At 72.3% G+C, this 21,911-nt stretch carries 18 protein-coding genes and 1 tRNA gene; 7 read left to right on the top strand and 12 right to left on the bottom strand.

From position 1 onward, the window contains the following. Window positions 1–50 precede the first annotated feature (50 nt). A tRNA-Leu gene (locus tag AB0D08_RS11145) sits at window positions 51–133 on the bottom strand. A 92-nt stretch (window positions 134–225) separates the two neighbouring features. On the opposite strand from AB0D08_RS11145, the gene AB0D08_RS11140 reads away from it, so the two are divergent. Further along, a complete protein-coding gene (locus AB0D08_RS11140) occupies window positions 226–876 on the top strand; it encodes a response regulator (RefSeq protein WP_359887794.1) in 651 nt (216 codons plus the stop codon). A 97-nt stretch (window positions 877–973) separates the two neighbouring features. Here AB0D08_RS11140 and AB0D08_RS11135 read toward each other — a convergent pair whose 3' ends face one another. The 7 genes from AB0D08_RS11135 to AB0D08_RS11105 all read right to left on the bottom strand — a co-directional run bounded on the left by AB0D08_RS11135 (window position 974) and on the right by AB0D08_RS11105 (window position 8,285). Then, complete coding sequence (locus tag AB0D08_RS11135) at window positions 974–1,690, bottom strand: ABC transporter ATP-binding protein (protein WP_033820211.1); 717 nt, start codon at window positions 1,688–1,690, stop codon at window positions 974–976. Then, window positions 1,687–2,571, bottom strand: a complete 885-nt coding sequence (locus AB0D08_RS11130) for an ABC transporter ATP-binding protein (protein ID WP_033820236.1) — start codon at window positions 2,569–2,571, stop codon at window positions 1,687–1,689. Before AB0D08_RS11130 ends, AB0D08_RS11135 begins: the two co-directional genes overlap by 4 nt. A gap of 8 nt (window positions 2,572–2,579) precedes the next feature. Beyond that, window positions 2,580–4,364 (bottom strand): branched-chain amino acid ABC transporter permease, encoded by a 1,785-nt coding sequence (locus AB0D08_RS11125; RefSeq protein ID WP_359887792.1) that lies wholly within the window; start codon window positions 4,362–4,364, stop codon window positions 2,580–2,582. A 19-nt stretch (window positions 4,365–4,383) separates the two neighbouring features. Beyond that, on the bottom strand, window positions 4,384–5,313 hold the full coding sequence (locus AB0D08_RS11120; protein WP_033820209.1) for a branched-chain amino acid ABC transporter permease: 930 nt from the start codon (window positions 5,311–5,313) through the stop codon (window positions 4,384–4,386). Between the two features lie 225 nt (window positions 5,314–5,538). Next, window positions 5,539–6,765, bottom strand: coding sequence for a branched-chain amino acid ABC transporter substrate-binding protein (locus AB0D08_RS11115; RefSeq protein WP_033820208.1), 1,227 nt, complete (start codon window positions 6,763–6,765; stop codon window positions 5,539–5,541). Window positions 6,766–7,054: 289 nt separating this feature from the next. Beyond that, window positions 7,055–7,747: a Tat pathway signal sequence domain protein gene (locus AB0D08_RS11110; RefSeq protein ID WP_359887789.1), complete on the bottom strand. Its 693-nt coding sequence runs from the start codon at window positions 7,745–7,747 to the stop codon at window positions 7,055–7,057. 85 nt (window positions 7,748–7,832) lie between these two features. Further along, entirely contained in the window at window positions 7,833–8,285 is a 453-nt protein-coding gene (locus tag AB0D08_RS11105) for a hotdog fold thioesterase (RefSeq protein WP_033820207.1), read from the bottom strand. A gap of 225 nt (window positions 8,286–8,510) precedes the next feature. Here AB0D08_RS11105 and polA point away from each other — a divergent pair, with 225 nt between their 5' ends. From polA to AB0D08_RS11090, 3 genes are all read left to right on the top strand, one after another. After that, window positions 8,511–11,189, top strand: a complete 2,679-nt coding sequence (gene polA / locus AB0D08_RS11100; protein ID WP_033820206.1) for a DNA polymerase I — start codon at window positions 8,511–8,513, stop codon at window positions 11,187–11,189. A 58-nt stretch (window positions 11,190–11,247) separates the two neighbouring features. After that, entirely contained in the window at window positions 11,248–11,982 is a 735-nt protein-coding gene (locus AB0D08_RS11095; RefSeq protein WP_359887786.1) for a hypothetical protein, read from the top strand. Between the two features lie 110 nt (window positions 11,983–12,092). Then, window positions 12,093–12,626, top strand: a complete 534-nt coding sequence (locus AB0D08_RS11090; RefSeq protein WP_359887784.1) for a hypothetical protein — start codon at window positions 12,093–12,095, stop codon at window positions 12,624–12,626. A 45-nt stretch (window positions 12,627–12,671) separates the two neighbouring features. Here AB0D08_RS11090 and hrpB read toward each other — a convergent pair whose 3' ends face one another. Both hrpB and AB0D08_RS11080 read right to left on the bottom strand, forming a co-directional pair. Further along, window positions 12,672–15,170 (bottom strand): ATP-dependent helicase HrpB, encoded by a 2,499-nt coding sequence (hrpB, locus tag AB0D08_RS11085; protein WP_359887781.1) that lies wholly within the window; start codon window positions 15,168–15,170, stop codon window positions 12,672–12,674. A 21-nt stretch (window positions 15,171–15,191) separates the two neighbouring features. Continuing rightward, the gene (locus tag AB0D08_RS11080; protein WP_082526337.1) at window positions 15,192–16,142 is read right to left on the bottom strand and encodes a class I SAM-dependent methyltransferase; all 951 of its coding nucleotides are present in this window, start codon (window positions 16,140–16,142) and stop codon (window positions 15,192–15,194) included. 357 nt (window positions 16,143–16,499) lie between these two features. Between AB0D08_RS11080 and rpsA the strand changes: the two genes are divergently transcribed. Both rpsA and AB0D08_RS11070 read left to right on the top strand, forming a co-directional pair. Then, window positions 16,500–17,990, top strand: coding sequence for a 30S ribosomal protein S1 (rpsA, locus tag AB0D08_RS11075; protein WP_033819128.1), 1,491 nt, complete (start codon window positions 16,500–16,502; stop codon window positions 17,988–17,990). A gap of 204 nt (window positions 17,991–18,194) precedes the next feature. Then, window positions 18,195–20,408 (top strand): MMPL family transporter, encoded by a 2,214-nt coding sequence (locus tag AB0D08_RS11070; protein WP_359887778.1) that lies wholly within the window; start codon window positions 18,195–18,197, stop codon window positions 20,406–20,408. 76 nt (window positions 20,409–20,484) lie between these two features. On the opposite strand, the gene AB0D08_RS11065 is transcribed toward AB0D08_RS11070, so the two are convergent. Then, complete coding sequence (locus tag AB0D08_RS11065) at window positions 20,485–20,649, bottom strand: hypothetical protein (protein WP_158515458.1); 165 nt, start codon at window positions 20,647–20,649, stop codon at window positions 20,485–20,487. 116 nt (window positions 20,650–20,765) lie between these two features. Beyond that, on the bottom strand, window positions 20,766–21,182 hold the full coding sequence (locus tag AB0D08_RS11060; protein WP_033819127.1) for a MarR family transcriptional regulator: 417 nt from the start codon (window positions 21,180–21,182) through the stop codon (window positions 20,766–20,768). A gap of 62 nt (window positions 21,183–21,244) precedes the next feature. Between AB0D08_RS11060 and AB0D08_RS11055 the strand changes: the two genes are divergently transcribed. After that, entirely contained in the window at window positions 21,245–21,889 is a 645-nt protein-coding gene (locus AB0D08_RS11055; RefSeq protein WP_033819126.1) for an MBL fold metallo-hydrolase, read from the top strand. Window positions 21,890–21,911 lie beyond the last annotated feature (22 nt).

Genomic DNA, 21,911 nt, shown 5'->3' with positions numbered 1-21,911 from the left:
ATGGAGTTCGGTCGTCCGCCTGCGGAATTGGATTCGAAGGCGAAAAGCGGTGCCGGGTGCGGGATTCGAACCCGCAAGCCCTTTCAGGCAGATGTGTTTGAGACATCCGTGTATGCCATTCCACCAACCCGGCGAGGTTGAGCGTCAGAAGGATACCCTGTGCGCGTGACCAGGCGCAGCTAGGTAGGCTCGTGCATGCAGCACCCCGCCGGAACGAGGAGCCCCGTGAGCACCGCCGACGAGCAGCCCCAGCCGCTTGAGACCGACCTGCCCCAGATCACCCGAATTGTCATCGCCGAGGACGAGGCGCTGATCCGCCTCGACCTGAAGGAGATGCTGGAGGAGGAGGGTTACACCGTCGTCGGTGAGGCGGGTGACGGTGCGACCGCGGTGCGGCTGGTCGAGGAGCTCAAGCCGGACCTGGCGATCCTGGACGTGAAGATGCCCGTCCTGGACGGCCTCTCGGCGGCCGAGCAGATCCACGAGGCGCACCTGGCGCCGGTGCTGATGCTGACCGCGTTCTCGCAGCGCGAGCTGGTGGACCGGGCCCGGGACGCCGGTGCGATGGCGTACATCGTGAAGCCGTTCTCCAAGAGCGACCTGGTGCCGGCGATCGAGATGGCGGTGTCCCGGTACACCGAGATGCGGACGCTGGAGGAGGAGATCGCGGATCTCACCCAGCGGTTGGAGACCCGCAAGCTGGTGGACCGGGCGAAGAGCGTGCTGCAGACCAAGTTCGGGCTGACCGAGCCGGCCGCGTTCCGCTGGATCCAGAAGACCTCGATGGACCGCCGGATGACCATGGCCGCGGTGGCGCAGGCCGTGATCGAGGAGGGCGACGCCCAGGACCGCAAGAAGGCCGAGTCCGAGGCCTGACCCGCGGCATTCTGCGGAGAGCCACAGCACTGCGCCCCGTCGGGCGGTACCCGGCGGGGCGCAGTGCTGTGCTGGTGGTGCGGTGGTGCGGTGCTGCTCAGTCCTCGCCGAGGTACGCCTTGCGCACCGACTCGTCGTGGAGCAGGTCGGCGCCGGTGCCGGTGAGCACGATGCGGCCGGTCTCCATGACGTAGCCCTGGTCGGAGAGGGAGAGGGCGGCCTGGGCGTTCTGCTCGACGAGCAGGATGGTGGTGCCGGCGGCCTTGAGTTCGACGATGGTCGCCATGATCTTCTGCATCATCAGCGGGGACAGGCCCATCGAGGGCTCGTCCAGCATCAGGAGCTTCGGACGGGACATCAGGGCGCGTCCCATGGCGAGCATCTGCTGCTCGCCGCCGGACAGGGTGCCGGCGGCCTGCTTGCGGCGTTCGCCGAGGATCGGGAAGAGCGTGTAGGCGCGCTCCACGTCCTCGGTGATGCCCGGGGTGTCCTTGCGCAGGAACGCGCCGAGGAGGAGGTTCTCCTCGATGGTCATCCGGGGGAAGATGTGGCGGCCCTCGGGGGAGTGGGCCATGCCGAGTGCCACGATCTTGTGGGCGGGCACCTGGGTGAGCGGGGCGCCGTCGAAGGTGATCTTCCCGGCGGTCGGCCGGAGCAGACCGGACAGGGTGCGCAGGGTGGTGGTCTTGCCGGCGCCGTTGGTGCCGATGAGGGTGGTGACCTCGCCCTGGTTGACGGTGAAGCTGATGCCCTTGACGGCTTCGATCTTGCCGTAGGAGACGCGGAGGTCCTCGACCTCAAGGAGCGCGGTCACTGGTCGTCCTCCGTGCTGGGGTCCGTGCTTGCCGCCGGGGCCTCGGTGGCCGCGGCGGCCTCGGTGGCGCCCTCCAGCGGGGCGCCGAGGTAGGCGGTGATGACGCGCTCGTCGTTCTGGACGGTCTCGCGGTCACCTTCGACGATCTTCTGGCCCTGGACCAGGACGGCGGTGCGGTCGCACAGGTTGAAGATGAACCGCATGTCGTGCTCGATGACCAGGATCGCGATGCCCTTGTCGCGGATGGCGAAGACCAGTTCCTCGGCGGCCCGGGTCTCCTGCGGGTTCATGCCGGCGGTGGGCTCGTCGAGGAGGAGCAGGCCGGGGTCGCTGGCGAGGGCGCGGGCGATCTCCAGCTTGCGCTGCTCGCCGTAGGGCAGGTTGCGGGCGAGGTGCTCGGCCTTGTGGTCGAGGCCGCAGAACGCGAGGAGTTCCATGGCGCGCTCGCGGCTCTCGGCCTCGGCCCTGCGGTAGCCGGGGCCGCGCAGGATGGCGGAGAAGAGGCCTTCCTTGGTGCGGGTGTGCCGGCCGACCAGGACGTTCTCCAGGACGGTCATGTTGGCGAACAGCCGGATGTTCTGGAAGGTCCGGGCGATGCCGGCCTGGGTGACCAGGTGCGGCTTGGGCGGCAGGACGGTGCCCTTGTACCGGACGGTGCCCTCGGTGGGGACGTACAGGCCGGTGAGGCAGTTGAAGAAGGTGGTCTTGCCGGCGCCGTTGGGGCCGATCAGGCCGACGATCTCGCCGCTGTTGACGGTGAGGTCGACGTTGTTGACGGCGGTGAGGCCGCCGAACCGCATGATGACGCCGGTGGCTTCGAGGATCGGGGTGCCGGGTGCCTGGTCGGCGGGCCGCTGGGCGGGGACGGTGCTGGTGGTCATGGTGCGGGTCACGCCCCTGCCTTGGTGAGTACGGGTTCGTCGGTCACCGGCGGCTCGGCGTCGGCGGCGTCCTCGTGGAACTCGAGCTGGGCGCGGCGGTTGGCGATCAGGCCTTCGGGGCGCACCCGCATCAGCAGGACGAGGGCGATGCCGAAGACGAGCAGCTGGTAGTTCTTGAGGAAGACCAGCTTCTCGGGGATCAGGTAGAGCAGGGTGGCGCCGAGCAGCGGTCCGCTGATGGTGCCCATGCCGCCGAGGACGACGGCGGCGACCAGGAAGGCGCTGTTGGGCGGGACGGGTCCGGCGAACTGGTAGGGGTCGGGGACGACGCTGTAGCTGACGTGGGCCATCACGGTGCCGGCGAGGCCGGCGAGGGCGGCGCCGAGGGCGAAGGCGAGCAGCTTGAGCTTGAAGCCGTTGATGCCCATGGCCTGGGCGGCGGTCTCGTCCTCGCGGATGGCGACCCAGGCGCGGCCGATCCGGGAGTCGTTGGCGCGGCTGAAGATGACCACGACGAACGCGGTGACCAGCAGCATCAGCAGGAAGTAGTTGGCGAAGCGGCCGAGGGTGAAGGAGCCGAAGCTGTGCTCCGCCCCGAAGTTGAACCCGAGGATGTCGAGGTCCGGGATGTTGCGGATGCCGTTGGGGCCGTTGGTGACCTTGGGGCCGGAGATGCCGTCGAGGCTGTTGACGGCGATCCGGAAGATCTCTCCGAAGCCGAGGGTGACGATGGCGAGGTAGTCGCCGCGCAGCCGCAGGGTGGGGGCGCCGATGACGACGCCGAAGACCAGGGCGGCGGCCATGCCGGTCAGGGCGGCGGCCCAGAACGGGAAGTGGACGCCGACCGGGGAGGAGCTGGAGCCGGAGACCAGGGCGGCGGCGTAGGCGCCGACGCCGAGGAAGGCGACGTAGCCGAGGTCGAGCAGACCGGCCAGGCCGACGACGACGTTGAGGCCGAGGGCGACGGTGGCGAAGATCAGGATGTTGACGCCGACGCTGGCGAAGTGGTCGTCGCTCTGGGTGAAGGGGAACGCGGCGGCGGCGGCGAACGCGGCGGCCGTGGTGGTGCCGCGGTGGCGTGCGTTGATCGCGGTGAGCTGGGCGATCAGGCCGCCGCGCATCAGGGCCCAGGCACCGAAGGCGGCCAGGATCAGGAAGCCGATGAACAGCTCGCCGTACTCGGTGGTGATGCCGTAGGTGAAGACGGTCAGGCCGATGGCGGCCGCCGCGATGATGATGAGGACCTCGACCCAGCGGTTGAGCGGGGCGGTGGGGCGCTGGTCGGGGCGGGTGCCCACCAGCTTGCTGACCGCGAAGCGCAGTGCGGCGGCCGGGTTGCCGGTCGACTGCCAGCGCTCGGCGGTGGCCTCCCGGGGCAGGCCGAGGGCGCCGAGCAGCGGGAGCAGCGAGGCGAGGCCGGCCAGGTAGCCGCCCGGTTCGAGGTTGGCGACGCCGCCGAGCTCGTAGCTGATGGCGATCAGGGTGAACCAGGTGGTGGCGAAGGCGCCTGCGGCGAGAACCAGTGCGGCGGCCTCGGGGCCGGCCGGGCTGAGCCAGCGGGTGCCCTTGACGTGGTAGAGCGGGAGGGCGAACAGCGCGGTGAGCAGGCCTGCGACCAGGGTGAGGATCTGGAGGCCGCCGGGGTACCCGTCGACGGTGAGGTCGCCGGGGAACTCGGAGGTCCAGGTCCAGTGGACGAAGGTGCTGGCGGCGGTGGCCAGGCCGCCTGCGGCGACCAGGGCCTTGGCGGCCGCGGGGGGCATCGGGATGGCACTGCGCGTGGTGGTGCTCATGGTGTGGTCTCCCGCTTCCTCAGGCCCGGTCCGCGACGCGTTCCCCGAGTAGACCCTGTGGTCTCACGAGGAGGACGACGATGAGCAGCACGAAGGCCCAGACGTTGGCCCAGGAGCCGCCGCCGAGCTGGTGCATGCCGGGGATCTCCTGGATGTACGCGGTGGCCATGGCCTCGGCGACGCCGAGGACGAGTCCGCCGAGCATCGCGCCGTAGATGTTGCCGATGCCGCCGAGGACGGCCGCGGTGAAGGCCTTGAGGCCGGCGAGGAAGCCCATGGTGGGGGCGACCTGGCCGTAGCGCAGGCCCCATCCGATGGAGGCGACGGCGGCGAACGCGGCGCCGAGGGCGAACGCGATCACGATGATGCGGTCGGTGTTGATGCCCATCAGCTTGGCGGTGTCGGGGTCCTGCGCGGTGGCCTGCATGCCGCGGCCGGTGCGGGTCTTGCCGACGAAGGCGGCGAGGGCACCCATGCACAGCGGGGCGGCTATGAAGAGGTAGAAGTCGGCGGGCTGCAGGGTGACCGGGCCGAAGACGTACGGGCCGCCGGGGAGTTGCGGGAAGCTGCGGCCGGACTTGGCGCCGGGGTAGAACTGCTCGACGACCTGCTGCAGCGCGATGGACAGGCCGATCGCGGTGATCAGGGGGGCCAGCTTGGGTGCTCCGCGCAGCGGCCGGTAGGCGAAGCGTTCGGCGGCGACGGCGATGAGCACGGCGACGAGGACTCCGCCGAGCAGCATCAGGGGCAGGGCCAGCCACAGACTGGTGCCGGACGGGAGGACGAGGTAGGTGGTGAGGGCTCCGAACCCACCTGTCATGAAGATCTCGCCGTGGGCGAAGTTGATGAGCTGGACAATGCCGTAGACCATTGTGTAGCCGATCGCGATCAACCCGTAAAGGGCGCCGAGGATCAGGCCGTTGGCCAGCTGCTGCGGCAGTTGGTGCACCGCTGGGCCTCCGAGGGGATTCGGTTGGGTGGGTTCGGTGTGGGGGTCGGCTCGAACCGGGTGGCGTACATGGGATGTACAGCGGGGGGCGCTGGTTCGCAGCGCCCCCCGCCTGGTGGTTCGTGGTGTGGTGCCGTTACCGCGGTGGTGCCGTGGTGCGCCCGGTGGGCCGGTCCGCCGCCGGTCCTCCGGGGTGCCGCGCCGCCAGGGCGGCGCGGCGGTGGATCAGCCGGAGTAGGTGCCGGACTTGGCGACGGTCCAGGCGCCGTTCTTCACGACGTAGACGGTCAGCTGCTTGTTGACGGCGTCGCCGTACTCGTCGAAGGCGACCTTGCCGGTCACGCCGTCGAAGCTGACCTTGGAGAGCGCGTCGACGACCTTGGCGCGGGCGCCGTCCGGCACCTTGCCGCTGTTGGCGGCGACCACGGCCTTGACGCCCTGGACGATGGCCCAGGCGGCGTCGTAGGAGTAACCGCCGTAGGCGGCGTACGGGTCGGCGTACTTGGCGGCCGCGTAGTCGGCGACGAACTTCTTGGCGGAGTCCAGGGACTCGACCGGGGCGCCGACCGAGGTGGCGAGGTCGCCGTCGGCGTTCTTGTTGGCCTTGTTGATGTACTCGGGGTCGTACATGCCGTCGCCGCCCATGACCGGGACGGTGACGCCGGCCTTCTTGAGCTGGTCGGTGAGCGGGCCGGACTGCGGGTACTCGCCGCCGTAGTAGATGATGTCGGCGCCGGCGGCCTTGGCCTTGGTGACGACGGCGGAGAAGTCCAGGTTGTTCTCGTCGATGTGGTCGCTGCCCGCGACCGTACCGCCGAGCTTGGTGAACTCCTTCTGGAAGGCGGCGACCAGGCCGACGCCGTAGGTCTTCTTGTCGTCGATCAGGTAGGCCTTCTTCTTGCTCAGGTCGTTGTAGGCGTACTGAGCGGCGAAGGGGCCCTGGATCGCGTCGGTGGTGGCGGTCCGGAAGTAGCTCTTGAACTGGCGCTTCTTCTCGGTGTCGAACTTCTCGCCCTGGGTCAGCGCCGGGTTGGTGTTCGCCGGGGAGACCTCGGCCAGGCTGGCGGCCTCGAAGACCTGCTGCATGGACTGGGCGACGCCGGAGTTCAGCGGGCCGACCACGCCGAGGACGCTCTTGTCGGCGACCAGGGCGGTGGCGTTCTGCTGGCCTTCCTGCGGCGACTTCTTGTCGTCGAGGGCCTTGACCTTGAAGGTGACGCCCGGAACTTCCTTGTTGTCGTTGGCGACCTTGGCCGCGAGCTCGACGGAGTGCTGGATGCCGAGGCCGAGGGCGGAGAGCGGGCCGGTCAGCGGCGCGTCGACGCCGATGGTGACGACGGTGCCGGCGGCGGCGTCGTCGCCGGCCTTCTTCTCACCGCGCGAGCCGCAGGCGGAGAGGGTGAGAGCTCCGGTGACGGCAATGCTCACGACAAGCAGTGAACTCTTACGCACGAGGGTTCCCTTCTGGATCAGGAAGGCGCGGCGCCCAAGTCGGCGGCCGGCCACGTCGCGCGCTGGGCCAGGCCCAATCGGTTGGCGCGGTGACTGGCCGTGACTCTAGAACGGGTTCGGCGGCTCGGGCAGAGGTCCGGTCAACCTGTGATTCTGTTGTTATCAGTACCCCTGCCGAAAATCTCACATGCTGAGCCGATGGCCCTTTCCGGGCTCCGGATAGCGGATCGCGTCTCGTCCTGTGGAAGGCTGTACCGCTGGATTCCCTGCTCACCCAAGGAATGTCCGGTTATCGGACAGTAGTGTTCGGGGAGGGCGGAACGGGCACTCGCGTCCGGATATCGGAATCCGGACAGGCGATATGGAGGTTTCGCGAGAGATCTCCCGGGTAGCCGTCCCCGAGGATCTGACTCGCGGTCTGGATTGCACGCGTGTTACGCAGCGTTACATCCAGAAAGGGCATCCCGGCGTCCGGCGGGGCCGCGGCACAGTCGGTCACCAGGAAGCGCACCTCCAGCCGGGCCACCGCGCCCGCCTCGATCCGCCGCGGCACGGGGCCCAACGGCTCGGCGGACAGGCCCCGGTAGCCCTGGCGCAGGGCCAGCAGGTCGACCGGCCCGGGGCCCTCGTCCTCGACGGTCAGCAGCAGGACGAACTCCGCGCCCGGCCCGGTGGCCGCCGAGCGGACGCCGGCGTAGTGGAAGTGCGCGATCTGCGCGGGGTACGGCGGCGGTGAGTTGGCCGCCTGCTCGGGCAGGGCGGCGGTGTTTGGGCCGGCGGCGTGCCGGACCGTGACGAGCGTGGCCGCCGCGAGCAACAGGGCAGCCACCGCGTAGATCTGACGCTTCGTCGGGCGCCGGGTGCGGGGCGGGTCGGACGGTCGGGCGGCAGGCGCCCGGGTGCCCTCGGCGGGCTCGACCGGGCCGAGGGAACCGTGCCGGTCCGGCGGCTCGCCGCCGCGCCCCTGCCGTGTCCCGGACATGCCACCGCCCCCTCGTCTGGCCATGGCCTGCCCCGGTGGGGCGAGCACCAAACCGGCGTTCGAACGAGGGGGCGGCGGTGGCCGCTCAGAGATCGCGGAGCATGCAGGTCAGACGGCAACTGGTGATCCGCCGGCCGGTGTCGTCGGTGACCGCGATCTCGTACGTGGCGGCGGTGCGCCCCTTGAAGACCGCGGTCGCCACCGCCGTCACCAGGCCCGAGGTGGCCGAACGGTGGTGGGTGGCGTTCAGGTCGACGCCCACCGCGTACCGGCCCGGACCGGCGTGCAGCATCGCCCCGATCGAGCCGAGCGTCTCGGCCAGCGCCGCCGACGCACCGCCGTGCAGCAGCCCGTACGGCTGCTGGTTGCCCTCCACCGGCATGGTCCCCACCACCCGGTCCGGCGACGCCTCCACCACCTTGATGCCGAGCTTGTCGCCCAGGTGCCCGCCGGAGAACGTCTGCGCGGTGACACCGAGCTTGGCGAAGTGGTCGAGCACGTCCTGGGGCACGTTGAGAACGGGGGCCTCGTCGGTCATGGCGCTCCTGCCGCTGGATGAGGGTCACGGGGTGGTGCTGTCAGTGATCGTACGACCGGCGCCGGCGGGCGGCCCCGGTGCGGTGCCCGGCGTCCTCACGTCCGATGTCGGCGCCGGGCCATAGGATCTGTTGCTGGCAGTGGAACCGGCAGGACGGACGTGGACGTGGCTACGCAGAGTGCAGGCAAGGGCGCGGGCGAGGGTGCGGGGGGCCGGCCCCGGCTGATGCTGCTCGACGGGCATTCGATGGCGTACCGGGCGTACTACGCCCTGCCGGTGGAGAACTTCAACACCACCACCGGCCAGCCGACCAACGCCGTCTACGGCTTCGCCTCGATGCTCGCCAACACCGTGCGGGACGAGCGGCCCACCCACCTCGCGGTCGCCTTCGACGTCTCCCGGCAGACCTTCCGCTCCGAGGAGTTCCCGGACTACAAGGCCAACCGCGCCAAGACCCCGGACGAGTTCCGCAGCCAGATCGGCCTGATCCACGAACTGCTGGACGCGATGAGCATCCGGCGGCTGTCCGTCGAGGGCTTCGAGGCCGACGACGTGATCGCCACCCTGGTCACCGCCGCCGAGGCCGAGGGCTTCGAGGTCCTGATCGTCACCGGCGACCGCGACTCGCTCCAGCTAGTCACCGACCGCACCACCGTGCTCTACCCGACCAAGGGCGTCTCCGAGCTCACCCGCTACACCCCGGAGAAGGTCGCCGAGAAGTACGGCGTCACCCCCGCCCAGTACCCGGACCTCGCCGCGCTGCGCGGCGACCCGTCGGACAACCTGCCCGGCATCCCCGGCGTCGGCGAGAAGACCGCCGCGAAGTGGGTCAACCAGTTCGGCTCCTTCGAGCAGCTGGTCGAGCGGGCCGACGAGGTCAAGGGCAAGATCGGCGAGAAGCTCCGCGAGCACCTCGACTCGGTCAAGCGCAACCGCGTCCTGACCGAGCTGGTCCGCGACGTCGAACTGCCGCTCGGCGTCACCGACCTCGGCCGCGAGCCCTTCGACAAGGAGGCCGTCGGACGGCTCATGGAGAGCCTGGAGTTCCGCAACCCCAACTTCCGCGACCGGATCCAGGGCATCGACCCGGCCGGCGCCGAGCCCGAGGCCGCCGCCGAGGCCCCGCCCGGCCTCGACGTCGACGGCGAACTGCTCACCGAGCCCGGCGCCCTGGCCGGCTGGCTCGACCAGCACGGCAAGGGCCTGGTCGCCCTCGCCGCCGTCTACCGGTGGGCGCTCGGCTCCGGCGAGGTCCAGGAGATCGCGCTGGCCGCCGGCGACACCGCCGCCTGGTTCGACCCGGCGCAGCTCGGCGAGGCCGACGACCGCGCCTTCACCGCCTGGCTCGCCGACGCCTCCCGCCCCAAGGCCCTGCACATCGCCAAGCACGTGCTGCGCGCCTTCGCCGAGCAGGGCTGGCAGGTCGCCGGCGTCACCGCCGACACCGCCCTCGCCGCGTACCTGGAGAAGCCCGGCCGGCGCACCTTCACCCTCGACGTGCTGGCCGAGGAGTACCTGGCCCGCTCGCTGGCCCCCGCCGCGGCCGTGGAGAGCGGGCAGCTCTCCTTCGACGCCGAGGAGGAGGACGGCACCGCCGCCGCCCAGGCCCTGATGGTGCAGGCCCGGGCGATCCTCGACCTGGCCGCGCTGTTCGAGACCAGGCTGGCCGAGGTCGGCGCGGTCGAGCTGTTCCACGACATGGAGCTGCCGATCGCCGCCCTGCTGGCCCGGATGGAGCGCTACGGCATCGCCGCCGACCGGGAGTGGCTCACCGGCCTGGAGGCGCAGTTCGCCACCGAGATCCAGCGCTGCGTCGAGGAGGCGCACGCCGCCGCCGGCCACCCGTTCAACCTCGGCTCGCCCAAGCAGCTCCAGGAGATCCTGTTCGGCGAGCTGGCGCTGCCCAAGACCAAGAAGATCAAGACCGGTTACACCACCGACGCCGACGCACTGACCTGGCTGGCCGGCCAGACCACCAACGAACTGCCGGTCATCCTGCTGCGCCACCGCGACCAGGCCAAGCTGCGCACCACCGTCGAGGGCCTGCTCAAGACCGTCTCGCCGCAGGGCCGGATCCACACCACCTTCAACCAGATGGTCGCCGCCACCGGCCGGCTCTCCTCGCAGGACCCGAACCTGCAGAACATCCCGGTCCGCACCGAGGAGGGCCGGGCCATCCGCCGCGCCTTCGTGGTCGGTGAGGGGTACGAGGCGCTGCTCACCGCCGACTACTCGCAGATCGAGCTGCGGATCATGGCGCACCTCTCGGAGGACGCGGCGCTGATCGAGGCCTTCGAGAGCGGCGAGGACCTGCACACCACGGTCGCCTCGCAGGTGTTCGAGGTCGCCCCGGAGGCGGTCGACGCCGAGATGCGCCGCAAGATCAAGGCGATGTCCTACGGCCTCGCTTACGGCCTGTCCGCGTACGGGCTCTCGCAGCAGCTCGGCATCAAGCCGGCCGAGGCCCAGGGCCTGATGGACACCTACTTCCTGCGCTTCGGCGGGGTGCGCGAGTACCTGCACCGGGTGGTCGAGGAGGCCCGCGCGGTCGGCTACACCGAGACCCTGCTCGGCCGCCGCCGCTACCTGCCGGACCTCACCAGCGACAACCGCCAGCGCCGCGAGATGGCCGAGCGGATGGCGCTGAACGCCCCGATCCAGGGTTCGGCGGCCGACATCGTCAAGCTCGCCATGCTGCGGGTCGACGAGGAGCTCACCAGGGCCGGCCTGGCCTCCCGGATGCTGCTTCAGGTCCACGACGAGATCGTGCTGGAACTGGCCCCCGGCGAGCGCGAGCAGGTCGAGGCGCTGGTCCGCGAGCAGATGGCCGGCGCGTACCCGCTGCGCGCCCCGCTGGACGTCTCGGTCGGCGTCGGTGCGAACTGGGAGGCGGCCGCGCACTGAGCCGCGCTACCGTCGGGCCGGGTGGCGGGCGCCGCCCGGCCGACGGGGGGAGTCGCGGATGTTCGGTGCCACCAGATGCCCGGTCGGGCCCGAGGAGCGGGCCTGGATCGAGGAGTCGCTGGCCTGGCTGCTGGCCGAGTTCGGGCCCGAGGTGCTGCTGCGGCCGCCGGTCCTGCCGACGGCCGAGCACTTCCCCGGCCCGTTCGACGGCTCACCGGAGCAGATCCGCGCGCTGGTGGTCCGGCTGTGCGGGGACTTCGGCGTGGACCCGGACGGGCTGTCGATCGAGATCGAGGAGTACGACCCGCAGGCCGACCGGATGGCCGCCGAACTGGGGCTGACGGTCAGCTCCAGCGGGGCGGCCGGCCACTTCCGGATCGAGCGCGGGCGCCCGGTGGTGGCCGTCGGCCAGGAGCAGGCCGCGCGTCCGCTCTCGCTGGTCGCCACCATCGCCCACGAGCTGGGGCACGTCCGGCTGATCGCCGAGCGGCGGACCGACCCCGACCGCCCCGACGGCGAGCCGCTGACCGACCTGCTCACCGTCTTCTTCGGCTTCGGGGTCTTCAACGCCAACGCCGCCTTCACCCGGACCGTCGACGGCGACCGGATCAGCCGCCACCGGCTCGGCTACCTGCCCCAGGAGGCGTACGGCTACGCGCTGGCCTGCTACGCCCACCTGCGCGGTGAGGCGCGGCCCGGCTGGGCGGCCCACCTGGACACCAACCCGCGCGGCTACCTCCGGCAGGGCGCGCGCTTCCTGCGCCACCACCCGCTCCCCTTCACCGCCCGCTGAACCGGCCGCTGAACCGCGCCTCCGGCCCCGGCGCCGGGCACCTCCGGACCTCGACTAGGATCCCGCGCAACGCGGGCCGATGATCATATCGGCCGGAGGGGGGAGCGGCCATGGACCAGGACGACGCCGGGCAGCCGGCGCCGGTGCGGCGCGGGCGGGTACGGCCGGCGGCCCTGGCCGCGGTCGGGATCGTGGGCGCGGCCGGACTGGCCGTCTGGGCGCTCACCGGGTCCGGCCCGGCGCCCGCGCGCACCCCCGCGGCGGTGCCCAACCTGTCCGCCGCACCCTCGCCGGCCGCGTCGCTGTCGCCGTCACCCGCTCCCTCACCCCCGCCCGGCGCCGAGCCCACCGCACCGCCGGCCACCGACCCCGCCCCGGCCCTCAGCACCCCGGCGGCCACCGTGCAGGCCACCACGGCCGCCAAGAGCGCCGCGCCCACCCGGCGCGCCACCACGAAGCCCCGCAGCGAGATCACCCCGGGTACCGACAACTGCCACTGCGACCACCACCCGGCGCCGGTCGACCCGAACTGCCAGCGCGACGCGGCCGGCACCGTGATGACCTGCGACCCGGTGCGGACCCTCACCCCGCCGCCCGACCCGGCCGCCTCGCCCAAGCCGTACACCGTCCCGCCCGCACCGTAGGGCCGCCCGTACCGCAGGGCCGGGCGGCCGTCGGCAACGGCGGGCTCACTTCCGCGGGTTGGCCCGCCGGGTCGGCTCGGCGGATGCCGGGTCCTCGGGCCACGGATGGCGCGGGTAGCGGCCGCGGAGTTCGGCCCGGACCGCCTTGTAGCCCTCGCGCCAGAACCCGGCCAGATCGCCGGTGACGGCCGCCGGGCGCCCGGCGGGGGAGAGCAGGTGGACCGTCAGCGGTACCCGCCCGCCGGCCAGCGCCGGGGCGGCCTGCCAGCCGAACAGCTCCTGCAGCTTGACCGCCAGCACCGGCCGGTCGCCGGAGTAGTCGACCCGGATCCGGGAGCCGGTCGGTACCGTGATCCGCTCCGGTGCCAGCTCGTCCAGCCGCCCCGCCTCGCCGCCCGCCCACGGCAGCAGCCGCTGCAGCGCGGCCGCGGTGTCGATCCGGGCCAGGTCCGACCGGCGCCGGGCACGGGAGAGTTCGGGCTCCAGCCACCGCTCGGCCGCCTCCAGCAGCGCCCGGTCCGACACGTCCGGCCAGGGCTCGCCCAGCGCCCGGTGCAGGAAGGCCAGCCGCTCGCGCAGCGCGGCCGCGGCCGGCGGCCAGCCGAGCAGCGCCCCCACCCCCTCCCGGGCCAGGCCCGCCAGCAGGGCGGCCCGCACCAGCACCGGATCGGGTGACTTGAGCGGCTCGGCGGCCAGCTCGATCGCACCCAGCGCCACCACCTGGCGGCTCGTCAGTTCGCCGTCCCGGGTCGACCATTCCACTTCCTGGCGCCGGCTCAGCAGGGTCGCGCCGGCCTGCAGGGCGGTGTCCTCGTCGAGCGCCACGGCCCGCCGGATCCGGGCCGACGGCGCGCCGGCCGGGCGGTCCGCGTCCGCCACCACCAGCCACCGCGTGCCCGACAGCCGTGCGCCGGGCGGGAGTTCGGCCGCGGTGCCGGAGGCCATCAGGTACGGGCCGTCCGTCCCACGGGCCCGGGCGATCCGTTCGGGGTGGGCGAGTGCGACCACCAGCCCGGCCGCCGCCCGGTCGGGCAGTGCGGTCACCGGCGCGTCGACCGCGCGCTGCAGCCGCCGGACCTCCTCCCGCCAGCGGCGGGGGTAGCCGTCACCGCCGCCGCGCACCGAGCGCCAGACCTCCGCCAGGTCGTCGCCGAGCGCCCTCGGGGGCTCCTCGGAGAGCAGTGCGACCAGTTCGGCGGCGCGCCGGGCGCCGACCGCGGCGGCGCCGTCCAGCAGCGCCCGGGCGAGCCGCGGGTGCAGCCCGGTGCGGGCGATCCGGCGTCCTTTCGCGGTGGCCCGGCCGTCCGCGTCGACCGCGCCCAGTGCGGCCAGGGTCCGGCGGGCGGCGGCCATCGCGCCGCCGGGCGGCGGGTCCGGCAGCGCCAGCGAGGCCGCGTCCGGATCGCCCCAGCAGGCGGCCTGCAGGGCGAAGGAGGTGAGGTCGGCGAGCGCGATCTCGGGCGCGGGGAAACGCGGCGCGAGCGCGTCGGCGGCCTCCGCCCAGCAGCGGTACACCGTCCCCGGGGCCTGCCGCCCGGCCCGCCCGGCCCGCTGCCGTCCGGCGGCCAGCGACGCCCGTACGGTGACCAGGCCGGCCAGTCCCCGGGCGTGGTCGGTACGCGGCTCGCGGGCCAGCCCGGAGTCGACCACCACCCGCACGCCCGGCACGGTCAGCGAGGACTCGGCGACCGAGGTGGCGAGCACCACCCGGCGCCGCCCGCCGGCGGTCAGCGCGGCGTCCTGCACCGGCTGCGGGGCCTGCCCGTGCAGCTGCAGCACCTCCACCGGCAGGTCGCCGAGGTGCCCGGCGACCCGGGCGATCTCGCCGACGCCGGGCAGGAAGCACAGCACGTCGCCGTCGCGTTCGGCGAGCGCCCGCCGGACCGTCGCCGCGACGTGCTCCAGCAGCGCCGGGTCCACCCGGGTGCCCTGCGGCGGCCGTACGGCCCGCGGCGGCGGCGCCCACACCACCTCGACCGGGTACGCGACGCCGTGCGCCTCGACCACCGGCGCGGGGCCGTCCTCGCCGCCGAGCAGGTCGGCCCAGGCCGCGGTGTCGGAGGTCGCCGAGGCGCACACCACCTGCAGCTCGGGCCGCAGCGCCGCCCGCACGTCCAGCAGGAAGGCGAGCGCGGTGTCGGCGTCCAGGTGCCGCTCGTGGCACTCGTCGAGCACCACCACGTCGACGCCGGGCAGTTCGGGGTCGCGCTGCAGGCGTTGGAGCAGCACCCCGGTGGTGACCACCTCGACCACGGTGGCCGGCCCGGCCGTCCGCTCGCCGCGCACGGTCAGCCCGACGGCCTCGCCGACCGCGGAGCCGAGCAGCCAGGCCATCCGCCGGGCCGCGGCCCGGACCGCCAGCCGCCGCGGCTCGGCGACCAGCACCCGGCGCGGCGGCCCGTCCAGGCCCGGTACGAGTCCCGCCAGCGCCAGCGGCACCAGCGTGGTCTTCCCGGTGCCCGGCGGTGCGGCCAGCACCGCGACCCCGCGCTCGGCCAGCGCCCGGTGCAGCGCCGGTACGGCGGTGCGGACGGGCAGTTCCACCCCCGGCAGACGCACCCCCGCTCAGCCCCGTTCGGCCACGAAGACCGCGGTGCCGGGGATCAGCCGGCCGCGCAGCGGGCTCCAGCCGCCCCACTCCTGCTCGTGCCCGTCCGGCCACTCCGGCTCGACCAGGTCCAGCAGGCGGAAACCGGCGCCGGTCAGCTCGCGCACCCGGTCGCCGAGCGTGCGGTGGTGCTCCACGTAGGTCGCCCGGCCCTGCTCGTCCTGCTCCACGTACGGGGTGCGGTCGAAGTAGGAGGCGGTGGCCGTCAGCCCCTCGGGGCCGGGCTCGTCGGGGAAGGCCCAGCGGATCGGGTGGGTCACCGAGAACACCCAGCGCGCGCCGGGCCGCAGCACCCGGTGGACCTCGCGCATCAGCGCGGCGGTGTCGGCGCTGAACGGCACCGCCCCGTACGCGGAGCAGGCCAGGTCGAAGGAGCCGTCGGCGAACGGCAGCACCGCCGCGTCGGCCTGCACCACGTGGACGGGGTCGCCGCCGCGGCCGAGGTCGATCCGGCGGGCGTGCTGCAGCTGCCGGAAGGAGATGTCCAGCGCGACCGGGCGGGCGCCCTGGGCGGCCAGCCAGCGCGAGCACTGCGCCGCGCCCGCGCCGATCTCCAGGGCGGCCAGGCCCTTCAGCGAGCCGGCCGGGCCGAGCAGCCGGGCCTCGGCCTCGTCCAGGCCCTCCGGGCACCAGACGAAGCGGTCGTCGCCGAGGAACTCCCCGTGCTCGTCCTGGTACTCGTCCGCGTTGCGGTCCCACCAGTGCCGGCTGGCGTGGCTGCTCTCGGCCAGGCCCGCGGTGCGGCGGACGGCGTCGCCGTCGTCCTCGTCGTCCAGGTCCGCGGGCGGCAGGTCGTCGAGGTCGTCGGGCTGGAGGTCGGGGGTGGTGGCCAAGGTGGTAGTGCCCGTCGCGTAGGGTATGGGGTGCGGAAGCGCTGCTGCCGCGACCGGCCTCGCAAGGGCCGGCATCGGGCAGTGGCATCCGGGGTGGGCCCCTTCGGCTGCCTGCCTCACACCTCTGGTGTGAGCTGCGCATTCGGAGGATATGGCCTGATCGATCCCGGCCTCTACCGGTCTCGCCTTCTCCGGCGTTGACCGTGCCCGGCTGTCCCCGTATGCTACAAGTTGCGCTGCGGGCCTGCGCGCCTCGGACGGAGCAGGTCGCGCTCGCATCTGTCGAAGACCCCACGGTCGCAAGACGGACACCCCTTGGTTCTCCAGGACGGTGCGCCGTGTTCTTGGCTGTCCGGCTTTCGGTGGGAGCGACACGGGCCCCCCGCGTGGCATTACCTACGACTTCATGTCCGTACCGGAGCCCTTTTCCTAATGACGAGCCCCACCGACACCTCTGTCAGCACCACCCCGCAGGTTGCGGTCAACGACATCGGCGACGCCGAGGCCTTCCTCGCCGCCATTGACGAGACCATCAAGTACTTCAACGATGGCGACATCGTTGAGGGCGTCATCGTGAAGGTCGACCGTGACGAGGTGCTCCTCGACATCGGTTACAAGACCGAGGGTGTCATCCCGTCTCGCGAGCTCTCGATCAAGCACGACGTGGACCCCCACGAGGTTGTCTCCGTTGGCGACAACATCGAGGCCCTGGTTCTCCAGAAGGAGGACAAGGAGGGTCGTCTGATCCTGTCCAAGAAGCGCGCTCAGTACGAGCGTGCCTGGGGCACGATCGAGAAGATCAAGGAAGAGGACGGCATCGTCACCGGTACCGTCATCGAGGTCGTCAAGGGTGGTCTCATCCTCGACATCGGCCTCCGTGGCTTCCTCCCGGCCTCGCTGGTCGAGATGCGCCGCGTCCGCGACCTCCAGCCGTACGTCGGCAAGGAGCTCGAGGCCAAGATCATCGAGCTGGACAAGAACCGCAACAACGTGGTCCTGTCCCGCCGTGCCTGGCTGGAGCAGACCCAGAGCGAGGTCCGCCAGACCTTCCTCACCACCCTGCAGAAGGGCCAGGTGCGCTCCGGCGTCGTCTCCTCGATCGTCAACTTCGGTGCCTTCGTGGACCTGGGTGGCGTCGACGGCCTGGTGCACGTCTCCGAGCTGTCCTGGAAGCACATCGACCACCCGTCCGAGGTTGTCGAGGTCGGCCAGGAGGTCACCGTCGAGGTTCTCGACGTGGACATGGACCGCGAGCGCGTCTCCCTGTCGCTGAAGGCGACCCAGGAGGACCCGTGGCAGCAGTTCGCCCGGACCCACCAGATCGGCCAGGTCGTCCCGGGTAAGGTCACCAAGCTGGTTCCGTTCGGTGCGTTCGTCCGCGTGGACGAGGGCATCGAGGGTCTGGTCCACATCTCCGAGCTGGCCGAGCGCCACGTGGAGATCCCGGAGCAGGTCGTCCAGGTCGGCGACGAGATCTTCGTCAAGGTCATCGACATCGACCTCGAGCGCCGCCGCATCAGCCTCTCGCTGAAGCAGGCCAACGAGTCCCTCGGTGCCGACCCGGCGTCGGTCGAGTTCGACCCGACCCTGTACGGCATGGCTGCCTCGTACGACGACGCGGGCAACTACATCTACCCGGAGGGCTTCGACCCCGAGGCGAACGACTGGCTGGCCGGCTTCGAGAAGCAGCGTGAGGAGTGGGAGCGCCAGTACGCCGAGGCGCAGGCCCGCTTCGAGCAGCACCAGGCCCAGGTCATCAAGAGCCGTGAGGCCGACGCCGCCGCTGCCGCCGAGGCCGGCGAGGAGGCCCCGGTCTCCGGTGGTGGCTCGTACTCCTCCAGCAGCGACGAGGGCTCCGGCGCTCTCGCTTCGGACGAGGCGCTCGCCGCGCTCCGCGAGAAGCTGGCCGGCGGCCAGAGCTGATCGCTGACGGCCCGTCACTGACGGTCCGTCACTGACGGTCCGCCACTGAGGAACCCCCGCCCGGGATACCGGGCGGGGGTTCCTTTTTTGCTTATGTGGTCTTTATGTGTAGGAAAGTGTGATATGAGGCTCATGGTCCTGCTCTAGGCCCACTCGGGCGATGCGCATACCTTTGGGACAACTGTCCGAAAGGCCTCCTTGCACATGCGCCACTCGCACACCGCTGCACCGCACGCGCCCGCCGACGTCAAGGTCGGTGGGCGGCTCGCGGCCCTCGGCCGGGCCTGTTACCGCCACCGACGCTGGGTCCTCGGATTCTGGGTGGTGGTCCTCGCCCTCGGTGTGCTGATCGGCGGCCGGGTCTTCGAAGGCACCGTCGCCTCGACCGGGGCCGGCGGCTCCGAGTCGGCGCGGGGCACGGCGGTCGTCGAGGCGGCCGATCCCGTCAAGGGCACCGTCACGGCCGTGGTGGACGGCGCGTCCGTCACCGACCAGGCGGTCCGGGGCGCCGTGACGGCGGCCACGGCCGAGATCTCGGCCCTCCCCGGGGTGGCGTCGGTGGCCGACACCTACGGTGCCGGGACCGCGCTGACCTCCGCCGACGGGAACGCCAGTCTGGTCTCCGTCCGGATGGCCGACTCCTCCACGTCCGCGCAGCTGGACGCCGTGACGCACCGGCTGGCCGGCATCGAGGCCCCGGGTGCGCACGTCACCGTCGGCGGCGACCTGGTGCTCCAGCAGGAGGTCAAGGACCAGACCGAGAAGGACACCCGTTTCGGTGAGATCGTCACGCTTCCGTTGACGCTGCTGGTGATGGTGCTGGTCTTCGGCGGCCTGGCGGCGGCCGGACTGCCCGGGATCGGCGCCATCGCCTCGGTGGGCGGCGCCCTGCTGGCGATGTTCGGCTTCAGCCAGATCATGGACATCGACACCAGCGTGCTGCCGATCGCCACCGTGCTCGGCCTCGGCCTGTCGATCGACTACGCCCTGCTGATGGTCAACCGCTTCCGCGAGGAACGCGGCAACGGCGCCACCATCGCCCAGGCCGTCGAACGCACCTCAGCCACTGCCGGGCGGACCGTCGCCTTCTCCGGGCTGACGGTGGCCGTCGCGCTGTCCGGCCTCTTCGTCTTCACCAGCCCGGTCTTCCGGGCGGTCGCCGCGGCCGGCGTCTCGGTGGTGGTGATCGCCGTCACGGCGGCGCTCACCCTGATCCCCGCGCTCCTCGGCGTCGTCGGGCGCCGGATCAAGACTCCGAGCGCCCCGGTGCCGGACGAGGGATTCTTCTCCCGGGTGGTCCGGGTGGTGCAGAAGCGTCCGGTGCCCGTGATGCTCGCCTGCGTCGCGCTGCTGCTGGCCGCCGGCGCGCCGTTCCTCGGCTCGCAGTGGCGCAACTCCGGCGCCGACGTCCTGCCGAAGTCCTTCGCCGCCCGGCAGGTGGCACAGACCGTCGACCAGCGCTTCCCGCAGCAGACGCCCGCCCCGGTCACCGTGGTGGTCGAGGCGGACCAGGCCAAGGCCCAGGCGTACGCCGACCGGGTGGTCGCCCAGTTGCCGGGGGTGAGCGGCGTCCGGGCCGTGGCCCCGGTCGGCGACGGGCTCAGCACGGTGGACGTCCTGGTCAAGGGCGATCCGCAGGGCGCCGAGGCGAAGAAGGCGGTCGACGAGCTGCGGGAGAACCGCGGCGGGCTGACCACCTACGTCACCGGTGACGCCGCCTCGGTGGTCGACTTCCAGCACGAGATCTCCAGCCGCGGCCCGTGGGCGCTCGGCCTCGTCGCGGCGGGCACGCTGATCCTGCTGTTCATGATGACCGGCTCGGTGGTGATGCCGGTCAAGGCGCTGCTGATGAACGTGCTCTCGCTGGGCGCCTCGCTCGGCGCGCTCACCCTCGTCTTCCAGCACGGCTACTTCAGCGGGTTGCTCGGCTTCACCCCGACCGGCGGACTGGAGACCTTCATCCCGGTCCTGGTCTTCGCCTTCGCCTTCGGCCTCTCGATGGACTACGAGGTCTTCCTGCTCGCACGGATCAAGGAACTGCACGACCAGGGGTACGACTCCACCAAGGCCGTCCAGCTCGGGCTCCAGCGCAGCGGCCGGATCATCACCTCCGCGGCGCTGCTGATGGTGATCGTCTTCGCCGGGTTCGCGGCCGGGCAGATGCTCATGGTCAAACAGATGGGCATCGCCCTGGCGGTGGCCGTCGCGGTGGACGCGACACTGGTCCGCTGCCTGCTGGTCCCGGCCACCATGTCGCTGTTCGGCAAGCTCAACTGGTGGGCCCCGGCCCCGCTGCGCAGCCTGCACCGGGTGATCGGACTCAGCGAGCACATCAAGCTGCCCCCGCTCGCCCTGCCGGGCCGGCTGCCGGCACCCCGGCTGCCCGGCGTCCGGCCGCTCGCCCCGGCCGCCGACTGAGGGCCGGGGGCCCGGGCCGGGGCGGAGGCTGCCGGGGGCGGAGGCTGCCGGGGGTGGGGGCTGTCGGGGCGCGGGCTCAGCGGTTGACGCAGGCGTTGCCGTAGCTCGGGGTCAGCGCGGTGGCCGCGTCCAGCACCCCGCAGGCGGAGGCCGAGCCGGTGCCGGCGGCCAGCAGGCCGATCAGCGCGGCGGCGAGGATCAGGGCGGAGCGGGTGGTGCTGCTCATGGCGGTGCTGCTCATGGCGGGGACTGCCTCTCTGGGTGGACTGCTGCCCAGCACAACGCCCGAGCCGCGCCCCGGGCATGCGGCACTCGCCCGTTCGGCGTAGCGGATGTCCCGGCCCGCACCCGCTCGGGTCAGGCCAGCCGGCGCAGCAGCGTGACGGCCTCGCGCAGCACCTGCTGCTCCGGCGGGCTGAGCCGTTCGGCGATGGCGGTCGCTATCGCGCCCTCGCGGCGGGCCCGCTGGGCGTGCAGGGCGCCGGTGCCGCGCGCGGTGGCGGCGATCAGCACCTTGCGGCCGTCGCTGGCGTGCGGCTGCTGCTCGACCAGGCCCGCCTCGGTCAGCAGGGCGACGGTGCGGGCCATCGACTGGTGGCGCACCCGCTGCAGGTCGGCCAGCTCGCTGGTGGTGCGGGGGCCTTCGCGGACCAGCCAGCCGAGTACCGCCGCCTGGTTCTGCGGCAGCTCGTCGCCGACCCGCAGGCCGCGGACCAGGGTGCCGAGGGCGAGTCGGAGCTCGGCGGCGAGTTCCAGGGGGTCGACGTCATCCATGTGATCAGCCTAGCGCCTCGGCGTACAGCAAAACTGCACAGCCTTGCTGTACTGTTTTCCTCATGCGACTGACGAAGCTTGGCCATGCCTGTGTCCGGATCGAGCGCGGCGGCTCCACCGTCGTGATCGACCCCGGCATGTTCACCGAGGACGACGCGGTGCGCGGCGCCGACGCCGTCCTGATCACCCACGAGCACTTCGACCACTTCGCGGAGGACCGGCTGCGGGCCGCCGTCGCGGCCGACCCGGGTCTGCGGATCTTCACCAACCGGGCGGTGGCCGGGCGGCTGGAGGGGATCGGCGCCCACGTCACGGTGGTCGGCGAGGGCGACGCCTTCGAGATCGACGGGCTGGAGGTGAGCGTGCACGGCGAGTGGCACGCGGAGATCCACCCCGACATCCCCCGGGTCGGCAACATCGGCTTCCTGCTCGGCGGCAGCCTCTTCCATCCCGGTGACGCGCTCACCCTGCCGCCGCACCCCGTGGAGACCCTGCTGCTGCCGATCGCGGGTCCCTGGACCAAGGTCTCCGAGCTGATCGACTACGTCCGGGAGGCGGGGCCGTCGCGGGCGCTGGCGATCCACGAGGCCGTCCTCAGCGACGTCGGCCGGATGGTCCACGGCCGGCTGCTCGGCGAGAGCGGCCCGGGCACCGGCGCGGAGCTCACCCAGCTCGGCGTCGGCGAGGGCGTCGACCTGCCCGGCTGACCCGGCCGGCCGGTCCGCCCGG

This window comes from Kitasatospora sp. NPDC048540 (genome assembly GCF_040651175.1).
In the GTDB taxonomy this organism is placed as follows: Bacteria; Actinomycetota; Actinomycetes; order Streptomycetales; family Streptomycetaceae; genus Kitasatospora.
The sequence above is the reverse complement of the archived record's forward strand: the minus strand, read 5'-3'. Positions and strand labels throughout refer to the sequence as shown.

What these genes read in the sequence shown, in the direction of transcription:
- AB0D08_RS11130 (WP_033820236.1), bottom strand. Translation starts at nt 2,571, where the DNA reads ATGACCACCAGCACCGTCCCCGCCCAGCGGCCCGCCGACCAGGCACCC.
- AB0D08_RS11125 (WP_359887792.1), bottom strand. Translation starts at nt 4,364, where the DNA reads ATGAGCACCACCACGCGCAGTGCCATCCCGATGCCCCCCGCGGCCGCC.
- AB0D08_RS11110 (WP_359887789.1), bottom strand. Translation starts at nt 7,747, where the DNA reads ATGTCCGGGACACGGCAGGGGCGCGGCGGCGAGCCGCCGGACCGGCAC.
- AB0D08_RS11105 (WP_033820207.1), bottom strand. Translation starts at nt 8,285, where the DNA reads ATGACCGACGAGGCCCCCGTTCTCAACGTGCCCCAGGACGTGCTCGAC.
- polA (WP_033820206.1), top strand. Translation starts at nt 8,511, where the DNA reads ATGCTGCTCGACGGGCATTCGATGGCGTACCGGGCGTACTACGCCCTG.
- AB0D08_RS11095 (WP_359887786.1), top strand. Translation starts at nt 11,248, where the DNA reads ATGTTCGGTGCCACCAGATGCCCGGTCGGGCCCGAGGAGCGGGCCTGG.
- AB0D08_RS11090 (WP_359887784.1), top strand. Translation starts at nt 12,093, where the DNA reads ATGGACCAGGACGACGCCGGGCAGCCGGCGCCGGTGCGGCGCGGGCGG.
- AB0D08_RS11080 (WP_082526337.1), bottom strand. Translation starts at nt 16,142, where the DNA reads ATGCCGGCCCTTGCGAGGCCGGTCGCGGCAGCAGCGCTTCCGCACCCC.
- rpsA (WP_033819128.1), top strand. Translation starts at nt 16,500, where the DNA reads ATGACGAGCCCCACCGACACCTCTGTCAGCACCACCCCGCAGGTTGCG.
- AB0D08_RS11070 (WP_359887778.1), top strand. Translation starts at nt 18,195, where the DNA reads ATGCGCCACTCGCACACCGCTGCACCGCACGCGCCCGCCGACGTCAAG.
- AB0D08_RS11065 (WP_158515458.1), bottom strand. Translation starts at nt 20,649, where the DNA reads ATGAGCAGCACCGCCATGAGCAGCACCACCCGCTCCGCCCTGATCCTC.
- AB0D08_RS11060 (WP_033819127.1), bottom strand. Translation starts at nt 21,182, where the DNA reads ATGGATGACGTCGACCCCCTGGAACTCGCCGCCGAGCTCCGACTCGCC.
- AB0D08_RS11055 (WP_033819126.1), top strand. Translation starts at nt 21,245, where the DNA reads ATGCGACTGACGAAGCTTGGCCATGCCTGTGTCCGGATCGAGCGCGGC.